The 12,790-nt window shown below is 75.2% G+C and carries 10 protein-coding genes and 1 pseudogene; 4 read left to right on the top strand and 7 right to left on the bottom strand.

The genetic code is table 11. The annotated features are described in order from the left end of the window. Positions 1–12: 12 nt before the first annotated feature. From EBN88_RS12020 to EBN88_RS12005, 4 genes are all read right to left on the bottom strand, one after another. Positions 13–2,277, bottom strand: coding sequence for an MMPL family transporter (locus tag EBN88_RS12020; protein WP_122183835.1), 2,265 nt, complete (start codon positions 2,275–2,277; stop codon positions 13–15). 155 nt (positions 2,278–2,432) lie between these two features. Beyond that, positions 2,433–3,197, bottom strand: a complete 765-nt coding sequence (locus EBN88_RS12015) for a cytochrome d ubiquinol oxidase subunit II (RefSeq protein ID WP_122183834.1) — start codon at positions 3,195–3,197, stop codon at positions 2,433–2,435. 335 nt (positions 3,198–3,532) lie between these two features. Continuing rightward, positions 3,533–4,234, bottom strand: coding sequence for a response regulator (locus EBN88_RS12010; protein WP_122183833.1), 702 nt, complete (start codon positions 4,232–4,234; stop codon positions 3,533–3,535). A gap of 127 nt (positions 4,235–4,361) precedes the next feature. After that, positions 4,362–5,666 (bottom strand): sensor histidine kinase, encoded by a 1,305-nt coding sequence (locus EBN88_RS12005; protein ID WP_122183832.1) that lies wholly within the window; start codon positions 5,664–5,666, stop codon positions 4,362–4,364. A 55-nt stretch (positions 5,667–5,721) separates the two neighbouring features. Between EBN88_RS12005 and EBN88_RS12000 the strand changes: the two genes are divergently transcribed. Next, on the top strand, positions 5,722–6,144 hold the full coding sequence (locus tag EBN88_RS12000) for an ankyrin repeat domain-containing protein (RefSeq protein ID WP_122183831.1): 423 nt from the start codon (positions 5,722–5,724) through the stop codon (positions 6,142–6,144). 58 nt (positions 6,145–6,202) lie between these two features. Here EBN88_RS12000 and EBN88_RS11995 read toward each other — a convergent pair whose 3' ends face one another. Continuing rightward, positions 6,203–7,351: an amidohydrolase family protein gene (locus EBN88_RS11995; RefSeq protein WP_199742331.1), complete on the bottom strand. Its 1,149-nt coding sequence runs from the start codon at positions 7,349–7,351 to the stop codon at positions 6,203–6,205. After that, the gene (locus EBN88_RS11990; protein ID WP_122183830.1) at positions 7,338–8,651 is read right to left on the bottom strand and encodes a type I glutamate--ammonia ligase; all 1,314 of its coding nucleotides are present in this window, start codon (positions 8,649–8,651) and stop codon (positions 7,338–7,340) included. Before EBN88_RS11990 ends, EBN88_RS11995 begins: the two co-directional genes overlap by 14 nt. Positions 8,652–8,751: 100 nt before the next feature. Between EBN88_RS11990 and EBN88_RS31195 the strand changes: the two are divergent. Together EBN88_RS31195 and EBN88_RS31190 are read left to right on the top strand one after the other, a co-directional pair. After that, a pseudogene (locus EBN88_RS31195) lies at positions 8,752–9,264 on the top strand (AAA family ATPase); the annotation flags it as partial. Positions 9,265–9,282: 18 nt separating this feature from the next. Next, the gene (locus tag EBN88_RS31190; protein WP_199742332.1) at positions 9,283–9,861 is read left to right on the top strand and encodes a GrpB family protein; all 579 of its coding nucleotides are present in this window, start codon (positions 9,283–9,285) and stop codon (positions 9,859–9,861) included. A 454-nt stretch (positions 9,862–10,315) separates the two neighbouring features. On the opposite strand, the gene EBN88_RS11980 is transcribed toward EBN88_RS31190, so the two are convergent. Continuing rightward, positions 10,316–10,978, bottom strand: coding sequence for a pyridoxine/pyridoxamine 5'-phosphate oxidase (locus EBN88_RS11980; protein WP_233580614.1), 663 nt, complete (start codon positions 10,976–10,978; stop codon positions 10,316–10,318). A gap of 430 nt (positions 10,979–11,408) precedes the next feature. Between EBN88_RS11980 and EBN88_RS11975 the strand changes: the two genes are divergently transcribed. Then, complete coding sequence (locus EBN88_RS11975) at positions 11,409–12,461, top strand: LacI family DNA-binding transcriptional regulator (protein WP_122183828.1); 1,053 nt, start codon at positions 11,409–11,411, stop codon at positions 12,459–12,461. Positions 12,462–12,790: the final 329 nt, after the last annotated feature.

The following is a 12,790-nucleotide window of genomic DNA, read 5'->3' as shown; positions in this document are numbered from 1 at the left end:
CGCGTCAGTCGGTCAGCTGTGGGGGGTCAACTGCTGTCCTGCCGGCGCCCGTTCCTCCGTCCGTTCCGCCGGGGGCGCGTCCTCGTGCTGTTCCAGCCGCACCCTCGGCAGCAGCCGGGCGAGCGGGGCCGGGAGCCACCAGGCGTGGCGGCCGAGCAGTTGCATCGCGGCGGGGACGATCAGGCAGCGGATGACGACCGCGTCCACCAGGATCGCCACCGCCATGCCGAAGCCCACCTGCTGCAACATCCGGTCGGGGCTGAGTATGAAGGCCCCGAAGACCACCACCATGATCGCGCCGGCCGCGCTGATCACGGCGCCGGTGTGTGCCAGGCCCTCGCGCACCGCGAGCTGGTGGTCGCGGTGCCGCTCCCACTCCTCGTGCATCCGGGAGACCAGGAAGATCTCGTAGTCCATGGAGAGCCCGAAGACGATCGCGAAGATCATCACCGGCAGGTACGCCTCGATGGGGCCCGGCTCCACGCCGAACCAGCCCTCCTGGAAGACCAGCGTCATGGCGCCCAGCGCCGCGCCAATGGACAGCAGGTTGAGCAGCGCCGCCTTGATCGGAATCCACACCGAACGGAAGACCGCCATCAGCAGCAGCACCGAGACCCCGACGACGATGGCGACGAACAGCGGCATCCGCTCGGCGACCTTGTCCGTGTAGTCCTGGGTCGCGGCGGTCGCGCCACCCACCAGGTACTCGGCGCCGGTCTCCGCGCCCAGCGCGGGCAGCACCGAGTCCCGCAGCTCGTGGACCAGTTCGGAGGTCGCCTCGTCCTGCGGCGCCGAGTCGGGGAACACCACCAGAGTCGCGATCGCGCCGTCCTCCGTCGGCGCCGGCGGGGTCACCCCGGCCACGCCCTCGACCCCGGTCAGCCGCTCGGCCGCCGCGCCGGCCGCCGCCTCGGCGCCCGGCTCCCCGCCGTCGGTGACCACGACCAGCGGGCCGTTGAAGCCCGGGCCGAAGCCCTCGGACAGCAGGTCGTACGCCTTGCGGCTGGTGGCGTCCGCCGGGTCGTTGCCCGCGTCGGCCATGCCCAGCCTGAGGCTGAGCGCCGGCGCGGCCAACGCCAGCAGCGCCACCACGGCCACGGTCAGCGCGGCCAGCGGCCGCCGCTGCACCGCGCCGCCCAGCCGCCGCCAGGCGGTGCCGACCGGCGGCCTGCCGCTGCGGGCCCGCTTGGCGGCCCTGGCGGTGAAGTGGCGCGCGAACCGCTTGCCGAAGATGCCCAGCAGCGCCGGCAGCAGCGTCAACGAGCCCAGCATGGTGGCCAACACGGTCAGCGCGACGGAGACCGCCATGCCTTGGAGCGAGCCCAGGCCCAGCGCGACCAGGCCGAGCAGCGCCACGATCACCGTGCAGCCGGCGAAGAACACGGTCCGGCCCGCCGCGTCCAGGGCGCGGACGGTGGCCCGTTCGTGCGTGGAACCGGCGACCAGCTCGGCGCGGTAGCGGGTGAAGATCAGCAACGCGTAGTCGATGCCGACGCCGAGGCCGACGAGCATCATCACGTACATGGTGTAGTCGGCGATGGTGAACAGGTGCGAGGCCAGCACGATGGCGCCCAGCGTCGAACCCACCGCGAACAGCGCGGTGATGACGGGCAGTCCGGCCGCGACGACCGAGCCGAACATGAAGACGAGGATCACCAGGGCGGCCATGATGCCGAGGCCCTCGGCCGCGCCGCCCTCGCTCTCGCCCAGCTTCCTGGCGGCGTCGCCGCCCAGCTCCACCTGGAGCCCCTCGCCCGCGACCTCGCGCGCGGTGTCCAGGATGCGTTCGGTGTCCGGCACCGTCATCTGCTCGGACGGGGTGTCCAGCAGAACGGTGGCGTAGCCGATGGTGCCGTCCTCGGAGAGCGCCGACGGGTCCTCGTACGGGCTGTACACGCCGACGACGCGCGGCAGTTCGGCGACCTCGGCGAGCATCCCCGCCACCTCGGGCTCGGCGCCGGCGAGGCCGTCATCGGAGTGCAGCACGATCTCGACGGTGTCGCCGCCACGGTTGGAGCCGTGCTCCTCCAACAGTTCCAGGGCGTGTTGCGACTCGGTGCCGGGCAGCGAGTAGTCCTCGCGGTAGTCGTCCCCCACGGCGGAGGCCAACGTCCAGACGCCGACGAGCACGAGCACCCACAGCCCGAGGGCGGCCGCCCGGTGCCGGAACGCGAACCCGGCGACGCGCGCGAACACGCTGGGCCGGGGCGGCCGGCCCGGCGGGGCGGCGTGGTCGGCGTGCGGGGTGGGGGGTTGGTTCCGGGGCGTTGATGTCATGGCGTGGGCCTTCTCCTTCTGAGGGTTCCGAGAGATGAGATGAACGGGGATGTCAGGGGCGCGCGGTGGGCGTCACGGCGCCTCCGGCGCGGGGCGGGAGCGGCGCGGGCGCGCCGTGCCACGGGGGACGTCGCCGAAGCGGCCGCCAGGCGGAGCTAGTCCCGGGGCTGCCGCCGCCGGGCGGGCCGCGCCTGCGCGGCGGCGAGGGCCAGGAGGGCGAGCAGCAGGACCGGGAGCGCGGCGGCCAACGCCCAGGGGGCGGCCGCCCGTTCCATCAGCGGGAGTTGGGAGCCGGCGAGCAGCGGCAGCGCCGCGACGGTGGCCGAGGTCAGCGCCAGCGAAGGCCCGGCGCCGCGCGGGCCGACCAGCGTTCTGGCCCGTTGGAACGGCATCCCGGTGGCGCGCCACGCCGCGACGCCGACGCCGTGGGTCAGCAGCAGCAGCGCCACGCAGACCGCGCTCAGCAGCGCGGGCGGGCCGCCCCAGCCGGCGTCCGGGCCGCCCACCACAAAGGCCAGCAGCCAGCCCCAGCCGGCGGCCGTGAGCCAACTCCCCGCCACCAGCGCGCCGTTCCCCGGGCCGCGCCGGGACACGGCGCGCCGCGACAGCCCGCGCAGCGCCACGCCACGCCCCGCCAGCGCGCGCAGCGCCAGGCCGGTGACCAGCGGCGCGAGCGCCGAGGGCTGTTCCGCCAAGTCCCCTACCAGGCCGGGGAAACAGCCCAGCAGCGCGCAGCAGGTGGCCGCCAGCCAGCGCGTCGCCAGCCGGGAGAGCGGCGCGGTGTCCCGCCGCAGCGCGGCGCGTTCCGCTCCGGTCCTGCCGAGGAGCGGGAGCAGCATCCCGACGCCCAACCCGGCTCCGCCGACGACGAAGTAGCCCACCGCGAAGCAGCCCAACGGGACGACGGCGAGCGGCTCCACGGCGGTCCTCCCCGCACGCCTCGGCGGCGCGGCGGGCGGCCGGCGGGCTGTGGTGGTTGCTGGTGCTCTCGTTCACGCCACCACGGTGGCCGTGCGGCTTGGCCGCGCGCGTCGGCCGGCGGTGGCAGTCGCGCTACCGCGTTGGTGGCATCCCGACGGGCGGGCGTACTCCGCGAGTTGCGCCGCCGGCCGCCCGGTCTCGGGGACGTCTCCGGGGTCGGGTCAGGGGCGTGGGCGGGCGGCACCCCGGGGATCGGGCGCGGGCGGGCGCGTTGTGCCGGGGAGGCGGACGCCGGGCCGCGTCGGGGGCGCGCCTCGGGGTCGGCGCCCCTCGGTCAGCTCATCCAGCCGGGGGTGATCATCCCGGTCTCGTACGCGAGGATCACCAGCTGCGCCCGGTCGCGGACGCCCAACTTGGTCATGACGCGGCTGACATGGGTCTTGGCGGTGGCGGGGCTGAGGACCAGCCGGCGGGCGATCTCGTCGTTGGTCAGGCCGGCGCCGACCAGGCCCATCACCTCGCGCTCCCGCTCGGTGAGCGCGTTGAGCCGGGGACTGGGCTCGGGCTGCCTGGCCCGGCCGGCGAACTCGGCGATCAGCCGCCGGGTGACCGTCGGGGAGATCAACGCGTCGCCCCGGGCGCAGACGCGGATGGCGTGCAGCAGCTCCATCGGCTCGGTGTCCTTCACCAGGAAGCCGGAGGCGCCGGCGCGCAGCGCGCCATAGACGTAGTCGTCGACGTCGAAGGTGGTGAGGATGACCACCCGCACGTCGGAGAGGCGTTCGTCCGCGACGATCCGCTCGGTCGCGGCGAGCCCGTCCACCTCGGGCATCCTGATGTCCATCAACACGACGTCCGGGCGCAGATCGTGGGCCAACGCCACGGCCTCGGCGCCGTTGGCGGCCTCCCCCACGACCTCGATGTCGTCCTCGTCGGCCAGGATCGAACGGAACCCCGCCCGCACCAGCATCTGGTCGTCCGCGAGGACGACCCGCACACGTCTCACGTTCCGGCCCCCCGGGCCCGTCGCGGTCATGCGCCCCAGCCTATGCGCGGGCACCGGCCGCCGCCGAGGGCCTGGTCACCGCCCCGACCGGCGTGGAGTCGGGGTCGTCCTCAACGGTGGACGGCCGGCGGGGCGTTCGGCGGCCGGCGGGGCGGCCTCAGCGTTCGGGCTCGGACGTGGTGCCCTGCCAGGCGACGGGGGGCGGCTCGGCGCCGGCCAGGTTGGCCGGGTCGGCCGGGTCGGCCTGGTCGGGCGGCGAGGGTTCGGCGACGGGGAGGCGGGCGGTGACGCGGAAGCCGCCGTCGGGGGCGTTGCCGGCGGTGAGTTCGCCGCCGAGGGCGCGGGCCCTGGCCGTCATGCCGAGGATGCCGCTGCCCTGGGCGTCGGGCTCGGCGCCGCCGCCGTTGTCGGCCACGCACAGCCGCAGCTCGCCCGGCGCGTAGGCGACGCGGACCACCGCCCGGGTCGCGTTGGCGTGGCGGGTGATGTTGGTGATGGACTCCTGGACGATCCGGTAGGCGGCCAGCGAGATGTTGGGCGAGAGGACCGGGGCCTCGCCGGTGGTCTCGACGGAGATCGACAGGCCGGCGTGGGCGGCGCGTTCCACCAGTTCGCCCAGCCGTTCGAGGCCGGCGGCCGGCTCGACGGGCGCCGCCTCGTCCACCTGACGCAGCACGCCGAGCGTGGCGCGCAGCTCGCGCAGGGCCTCCTTGCTGGTGTCGCGGACCAGCTCCAGGGCGCTGGCCAGCTCCTCCGTCTCGCCGGGCCGCTTGGCGCTGCGGTGCAGCGCGGCGGTGGCGCGGACGTTGATCAGCGAGATGTTGTGCCCCAGCACGTCGTGCAACTCCCGGGCCAGCCGCAGCCGTTCGGCGGTGGCTGACTGCTGGGCCCGCAGGTCGCGCTCCCGTTCGGCGGCGAGCACCCGCTGTTCGGCCTCCCGCTGGTGGGCGTGGCGCATCTGCACCGCGTGCCCGAGCACGATCAGGCTGAGGAACCAGCCGCCGAAGAGCACGATCGACATGTTGTCGACATGGCGCTCCTCCGGTCCCAGCGTCAACATCTCGCCCCAGGTGATCACCAACAGGGTGAAGACCGCGATGGCGACGCCGGCGATCAGCTGGCCGCTGCGGGCCACCGAGTAGAGGGCGACCACATAGACGGCCAGCGGCGCCGGGCCGTCGACCGGGCTGGCCGGGTAGTAGAGGACCGCCACGACCAGGGAAACCATCGCGACCGGCACCGGCCAGCGCTCCCGCACGGTCAGCGTCGCCGCGCCGAGCACCGCGACCGCCCAGCCCAACAGGCCGCTCGCCAGCGCCCCGTTCGTGGCGGCCCACCACAGCAGCACGGTGTCCACCAGCAGCGCGACCAGGGGAAGCAGCAGCAGCCGGTCGGTGTGGAGGAGCCGGTGACGGGCCGACGTCAGCTTCGGGTGGATCGCCGGTGCCAAACGGGCAAGCATGTCAGCCAGAGTACGTAGGCTGTGCCCAAACGGCACCATCGAGGAGGAAGACCCCATGACCGGCCCGGCACCGGAGAGCAACGAGCCCGCCCACGACCCCGAGGTGCTCCAGCTCGCGGCGAAGGTGTTCGACCTGGCCAGGGACGGGGACACCAACACCGTGGCCGCCTATGTGGACGCCGGTGTCCCGGTGAACCTCAGCAACGAGAAGGGCGACACCCTGCTGATGCTGGCCGCCTACCACGGCCATGTGGCCACGGTCGAGGCGCTGCTGGAGCGCGGTGCCGACGCGGCCAGGGCCAACGACCGGGGGCAGACGCCGATCGCGGGCGCGGTCTTCAAGAACGAGTCGGCGGTGGTGCGCACCCTGCTGGCGGCGGGCGCCGACCCGTCGGCGGGGCAGCCCTCGGCGATCGACACGGCGCGGATGTTCGGCCGCGCGGAGCTGCTGCGGCTCTTCGGCGCCGAGGAGGGCTGACCGGGCGCGTTCACGACGCACCCGTTCACCACAACGCGCCCCCGCCCCGCCCCGCCGGTCAGGCGGCGGCGCCCGGCAGGCGGTAGAGCCGGCGGGCGTTCTCGGCGGCGAGCAGCACGGCCGCGCGGTGCGCCTCGGCCGGCGGCCAGCCGGGGCCGGCCAGCGCCTCGGTCAGCGCCCAGCTGAACTGCCGCGCGCCCACCAGATACAGCTCCGGCAGGCCGTAGGCGTCGGTCGAGAAGAGCACCTTGCCGAACGGCGCCAGCTCCCATGTCTCCGCCAGCACCGCCGGCGCCCGGCCGCCGACATGGCTCAACGTCAGCCCCAGGTCGGCGTACACATGCGGGTACACGGCCGCCAGATGCGCGGCCTGGCGGTGGAACGGGTAGCAGTGCAGCAGCACCAGCGGGCAGCCCATCGGCGCGACGGCCCGGATGAAGTCGGTGAGCAGCGACGGGTCGGCGCGGTGCAGCCGCAGCTCGGTGTCGCCGAAGCCGGTGTGCAGCTGCAACGGCAGCCCGGTGCCGGCTGCGGACCACAGCAGATGCCGCAGCAGCACCGGGTTGGCCAGCCGGCCGCCGGTCCTGCGGGTCAACAGCCAGTGTTCGGCGGCCGTCCACAGCTCGGCGCGGCTCGGCGGCGCCGCCTCCAGGTGCAGGCCGTGCCGGTAGGCGGCCACGGACTTGAACGCGACGGAACGGGCCCTGGCGCGTTCGACGGAGCCGGCGAGCCGGGCCAGGAAGGCGTCGGTGTCCCGCCCGGCCAGGTCGGCCGCCGCCTCGGCCAGCGGCTCAAGTCGCGTGACGGTGAACGCCGTCGCTCCCGCCGCCGTGGCCAGCTCGGCGGCCGGCAGCACGGCGCCCGGCAGCGGCCCGTCGTCCACCAGCAGCGCGCCGATCCCGGCGGCGCGCAGCAGCGCGCGGTTCGCCTCCTGCGCGCCCAGCGCGCGGCGCGCCTCCAGATAGGCGTCGAGGGGCGCGTACGCCGGCATCCCGAGCGCCGGCGGGCACCAGCGGCGCACGGCCAGGCCGAGCGCGCTGTCGGCATGGCTGGTGCCGGGCGCGGGCGGCGCCCCCGACTCGCTCAGCCAGCCGGCGAACTCCGTCACGCCGGTGGGCACTTCGCGCAGCACCCCGTGGCAGTGCTGGTCCACCAGCGGCGGCAGGTCGGGCCACCCCTCGGCGACCGCCGCCTCAGTAGCGGTCACGGGTCGCCACCACCAGTTCCTCGGGCGCGGCCGCCGCGAACAGCTCGGCCTCGGCGCGCCGCACCGCCAACACCGCGCCCAGCAGCTCCTCCCCCATGGCCTCACCCAGCACGGCGGAGTCAGCGAGCGCGCGGGTGGCCTCGGGCAGCTCGGCCGGCAGCCGCCGCTGCCCCGGCTGGCGCGCCGGGTCGCCGGTGACGGGCAGCGGCAGCGTCAACCCCTCGCGCAGGCCCGCGAGTCCGGCCGCCAGCACCGCGCCCACCACCAGATAGGGGTTGGCGGCGCCGTCGAAGCTCTTGACCTCCGCGTTGGCCGCGCCCAGGTCGTCCGGCGAGCCGGTGACAAAGCGCAGCGCGGCCTCCCGGTTCTCCAGGCCCCAGCAGTGGTGGGCGCCGGCCCAGCGGGAGGGGCGCAGCCGCAGATAGCTGGCCGGGGACGGCGCGCCCAGCGCCAGCAGCGCCGGCAGCTCCCGGTACACGCCCGCCAGGAACGCCTCGCAGTCGGCGGTCATCCCGAACGGCCCGTCCCCGCCCCGGCACAGGTTCTTGCCGTCCCGCCAGAGGCTGAGGTGGAGGTGGCGCCCGTTGCCCAGCCCCTCGGTGCCGGCCATCGGCGCGAACGAGACCGGCAGCCCGTGCCGGGTGGAGACCGCGCGCACCGTCTCCCGCACGAGCACCGCGAGGTCGGCGGCGGCCACCGGGCTGGCCGGCGCCACCGACACCTCGAACTGGCCCACCGCGTACTCCGGGTGCAGCTGGAGCGGCGCCACGCCCTGCGCGCCCAGGGCCTCGACCAACTCGCCGAGATAGTCGGAGAGTTCCACCAGGCGGGCCATGCCGTAGGCGGGGCCACGGCCGGTGGTCACGCCGTCGCCGACGACCCACTCGGTCTCGAAGCCCATCAGCGGCTCCAGCTCGAACTCCTCGAAGGCCCGCTCCATCTGCCGCCTGGCGAACCGCCGTTGGCAGCCCGGGTAGGGCGCGCGGCTGGCCTGGAAGCGGTCAACGGGGGCCCAGGCCCAGCCGGGCTGGCCGGCCAGCACCGTCAGCCGGTCCAGGTCGGGCACCAGCCGCAGGTCGCCGTCGGGCCCGCCGACATGCGGGCTGTCCGTCATGGAGTCGTCGACCAGACAGACGTCGAAGACCGGCGACATGCCCACCCCGTTGCGCACGGTCTCCTTGAGCCGGGCGGTCGGGACGGTCTTGACCCGGGTGATGCCGGCGTTGTCCACCCAGGTCAGGGCGATGCCCCTGACCCCGGCCGAGGTGAGCCTGGCCATCGCCTGCTGCGTGTGGTCCATGCCGGCACACCCTGCCGCCGGCGCGTCGCGCACCGCAACCGGGCCGTCACCCGACCGGGCGGCGCGCCCGGCACCGTGCGCTCCGGATACGCTCGGCCGCATGATCGTGTGGCTGAACGGCACCTACGGCGCGGGCAAGACGACCACGGCGCTGGCCCTGGTGGAACGGCTGCCCCGGGCGCGGCTGTTCGACTCGGAGAACGTCGGGCAGCTGCTGCGCCAGGTCCTCGACTGGGACAGCGTCACCAACTTCCAGGAGTGGCGGGCCTGGCGCGGGCTGACCGTCGACACCGCGCGGCGGGTCCTCGACGAGGTGGGCGGGACGCTGGTGATCCCGCAGACCGTGCTGACCGAGGAGTACTGGAACGAGCTGCGCGCCGGCTTCGCCGAGGCCGGCATCCCCGTGCACCCGTTCCTGCTGCACACCGACCGGGAGACCCTCGTCGAGCGCATCCACACCGACACCAAGCCGGAGAGCCTGGGCGGCACGGTGGGCTGGCGGCTGGACCATCTGGACGCCTACGAGGCGGCGCTGCCCTGGCTGCGGACGGCGTTCACGGTGCTGGACACCACCGGGCCGACGCCGGAGGAGGTCGCGGAACGGGTGCGGGCCGTCGTCCGGCCGGAGGGGATGTCGGACGCGGAGATCGAGGCGGCGATGGTCGGCGTTCCCCGTCAACTCAACGGCCGGGTGCGGCTGGTGGCGTACGACCCGCGCTGGCCCGAGGTCTTCGCGGCCGAGGCGGCCCGGCTGCGCGCGGCGCTGGGTTCGTTGCGGCACCGGCTGGAGCACACCGGCTCGACCTCCGTGCCGGGGCTGGTCGCCAAGCCGGTCGTCGACATGCTGCTGGTGGTGCCGGACTCGGGCGACGAGGAGGCGTACGTTCCCGCGCTGGAGCCGCTGGGCTACCGGGTCGCGATCCGCGAGCCGGAGTGGCACGAGCACCGGGTGCTGTGCCGGGACCGCCCGGCGGATGACGTGGACCGGGTCAACCTCCATGTGCTGTCGGAGGGTTCGTTCGAGGTCGAGCGCGTCCTGGCGTTCCGGGACCGGCTGCGCGGGCACGCCGAGGAGCGCGAGCTGTACGCCGAGACCAAGCGCGGGCTGGCGGAGCGGAGTTGGAAGTACACGCAGAACTACGCGGACGCCAAGTCCGAGGTCGTCGAGGCGATCCTGGCCAGGGCGCTGGCGGAGCGCCGCCACGGCTGACGGGGCGTGGCGTCGCTGACGGTGCGTGGCGCCGGTCAACGGGCCTGCGGCGCCCGGTAGCCCCGAGCGGGGGTCGGCCACCCGGCCATCCGGCCCCCGCGCCGCCGGCCCGGCCGGCCGCACACACGCGCCCATCGGCGGAGCGTCCGCTATCCGGTGAGCGCGGTCCGCCGGGCCGTTATCCTCTTCCCGGCCTCACAAGGGCGCCCCGACTCCACCGCACCGCCGCCACAAGCCGACCACTCCGGGGCCCCGACACCGCCTGCCCAGCGAACAGTTGACCGCCATGCTCCTCGCCCGACTGCTTCTCTTCCTCGGCTGCGGCACCATCATCGGCGCCCTCCTCTTCAGCGCCGCCGCCTGCACGGTGCTGCGCTGAGCCCGGCCGCCACCGCACGACCGAGCCTCACGGCCGCGCCCGCTCCACCCGGAGCGCACCCCTGCGGTCGTGGCCTCACGGCCAGAGCAGCGTCCGTTCCCAGGCGCCGCCGTCCGCAGGGGAGTTCTGGGTGTAACGCAGCCGGACATGGCGGCGGCCGGGGTCGCCCTGCCAGAACTCGACCTGGTGGGCGGCGAGCGTGTAGACGGTGTGGCCCGGCGGGTGCGCGTCCGGGTTGTTCGCCAGCTGGCGGCGGGCGCCCTCGGCCGCCTCGTCCCAGTCGGGGAGCGAGGCCAGCGGGGTGGACTGCCGGCCAACCAGGCCGGCGATCTTCGACGCCGGCGAACGGCTGCCGAACTCCGCCAGCGACACCTCCCTGGCCGCCTGGGTCACATCGCCCCGCACCCGGATCTGCCGGCCCTGGAGCGGCCAGTAGAAGGTGAGCGCGGCGGCCGGCCGCTGCGCCAGCTGCACGCCCTTGGGGCTGGCGGCGTCGGAGGCGAACACCCAGCCGGCCTCGTCCGCCTCGACGTCCCGCAGGGCGACGATCCGCGCGTCGGGCCGCCCGTCGGCGCCGGCCGTGGAGAGCAGCGCGGCCCCCGGGTCGAGAACCCCGACCGCCACCGCCTCGGCCAGCCAGGCGGCGAAGAGTTCCACCGGCGACCCCGGCGCCGCGTCCGGCGCGAACGTGGGCAACGCCCGCGCCATCAACGGCGCCCGAGCGAGCAGCTCCCGCACATCACGGGCGTTCGTGGGGCGAGCGTCCGCCGGGGACCCGCCCGGCGGGGACCCGCCCGGCGGGCGGGGGGCCAAGGCGCCGGAGTCCGGGGAACGGGCGTCCGACGACGCGGACCCCGACGAACGCGGGTCCGAGGAACGGGAGCCGGTGGAACGAGAGTCCATGGGCCGAAGGTAACCCGAGGCCGTGCGCCGGGCCCGTCGAGCCCGGACACCCGACTCCTCGACCGGTCCGAACCACCGAGCCGCCGAGAACCCCGCCCACCCAGCCCCCACCGCCCATCCACCGAAACCCGGCCGGGCCCGGCCCGGCCCGCAGGGCCTCCCGTTCCCGCCCGGCCGACCCTGGCGGGTCGGCCGGGGCGGCCTTGACGAGGGCACCGGGGCGGGAGAGACTTTCCACCAGACTACGGAAAGGCTTTTCCTTACCATGCCGGACGGGCAGCGCGCGGTCACCATCACCGAGGTCGCCACGCGGGCTGGGGTCTCGATCAGCACGGCGTCCAAGGCCCTCAACGGGCGGGGCCAGCTGCGGGACGAGACCAGGGAGCGGGTGTTCGCCGCCGCGAACGAGCTGGGCTACCAGCCCAACGCGCTGGCCCGCAGCCTGGTGCAGCGGCGCAGCTTCACCGTCGGTCTGCTCTCCACCGAGAGCGCCGACCGGTTCAACATCCCACTCCACATGGGCATCGAGAACGAGCTGGGCGCCGGCCGGGTCTCCGTCTTTCTCTGCGACGGGCGGGCCGACCCGCTGCGCGAGCGGTTCTATCTCGACTCGCTGCTCTCCCGCCGGGTGGACGGCATCGTGGTCACCGGGGTGCGGACCGACGCGAGGCCGCCGCTGTCCAACGTTCCGCTGCCGGTGCCCGTGGTCTACGCGTACTCGTGCTCGGCCGACCCCAGCGACCTGTCCGTGCTGCCGGACGACGAGCACGGCGGGCGGCTGGCCGCCGAGCATCTGCTGTCGGCCGGGTGGCGGACGTTCGCGCACATCACCGGGCCGATGGACTTCGCCGCCGTGCGTGACCGACTGGCCGGCTTCCGCGCCACCCTGGCGGACGCCGGGCTCGAACTGCCCGACCGGCGGGTGTACTCGGGGCCGTGGCGGGAGTCGTTCGGCCGGGACGCCGCCGCCGACCTGTTGGACCGCCATCCCGAGGTGGACGCCGTCTTCTGCGGCAGCGACCAGGTGGCGCGCGGGGTGTTGGACATCCTGCGCGAACGCGGCCGGCGGGTGCCCGAGGACGTGGGCGTCGTCGGCTTCGACAACTGGGGCGTGCTCACCGAGGACTCCCGCCCGCCGCTGACCTCGGTCGACATGAACCTCCAGGAGCTGGGCGCCCTGGCCGCCCGGCGGCTGCTGTCCATGATCGAGGGTCACCGCGAGTCCGGCCTGATCCGCCATCCCTGCCGGCTGGAGGTCCGCGCCTCCGGCGGCGCGCCGGCGCCCCGTGGGCCCGGCGGCATCGGCCCCGTGGGATAGCCGTCCCGGAGCCGCCCCGCCCATCCCGACCACCGTTCCCACCGTTCCGCCCACGACCAACCCACGACCAACCCGCGACCGCGCCCCCGCGCGCGGCCGTCTCCTCGCCCTGCCCGTGCGCCGGGGCACCCGCCCGTGCGCCGGGCCGGGCGCCCCCGCGCGACCCCAACCACCCACCACAGTGAGGACGTTCCCCCATGCCTTCCGCCGTGCCTTCCCCCGTGCGGTCCGCCGTTCCGTCCACCGTGCCGACAGCCGGCGACCGCGCCGCAGCGCCGCTGGCCGCGCCGGCCGACCCGCGCGGCGCGCCGGGCGCGCTGCTGACGCCC

Source organism: Streptomyces triticirhizae (genome assembly GCF_003696235.1).
GTDB lineage: Bacteria > Actinomycetota > Actinomycetes > Streptomycetales > Streptomycetaceae > Streptomyces > Streptomyces triticirhizae.
Note: the sequence above shows the minus strand (reverse complement) of the source record. Positions and strands in the feature narration are given on the sequence as shown.

Coding starts and splice junctions, on each gene's coding strand:
- EBN88_RS12010 (WP_122183833.1), bottom strand. CDS start 4,234: ATGACCGCGACGGGCCCGGGGGGCCGGAACGTGAGACGTGTGCGGGTC.
- EBN88_RS12005 (WP_122183832.1), bottom strand. CDS start 5,666: ATGCTTGCCCGTTTGGCACCGGCGATCCACCCGAAGCTGACGTCGGCC.
- EBN88_RS11990 (WP_122183830.1), bottom strand. CDS start 8,651: ATGGACCACACGCAGCAGGCGATGGCCAGGCTCACCTCGGCCGGGGTC.
- EBN88_RS11975 (WP_122183828.1), top strand. CDS start 11,409: ATGCCGGACGGGCAGCGCGCGGTCACCATCACCGAGGTCGCCACGCGG.
- EBN88_RS12020 (WP_122183835.1), bottom strand. CDS start 2,277: ATGACATCAACGCCCCGGAACCAACCCCCCACCCCGCACGCCGACCAC.
- EBN88_RS12000 (WP_122183831.1), top strand. CDS start 5,722: ATGACCGGCCCGGCACCGGAGAGCAACGAGCCCGCCCACGACCCCGAG.
- EBN88_RS31190 (WP_199742332.1), top strand. CDS start 9,283: ATGTCGGACGCGGAGATCGAGGCGGCGATGGTCGGCGTTCCCCGTCAA.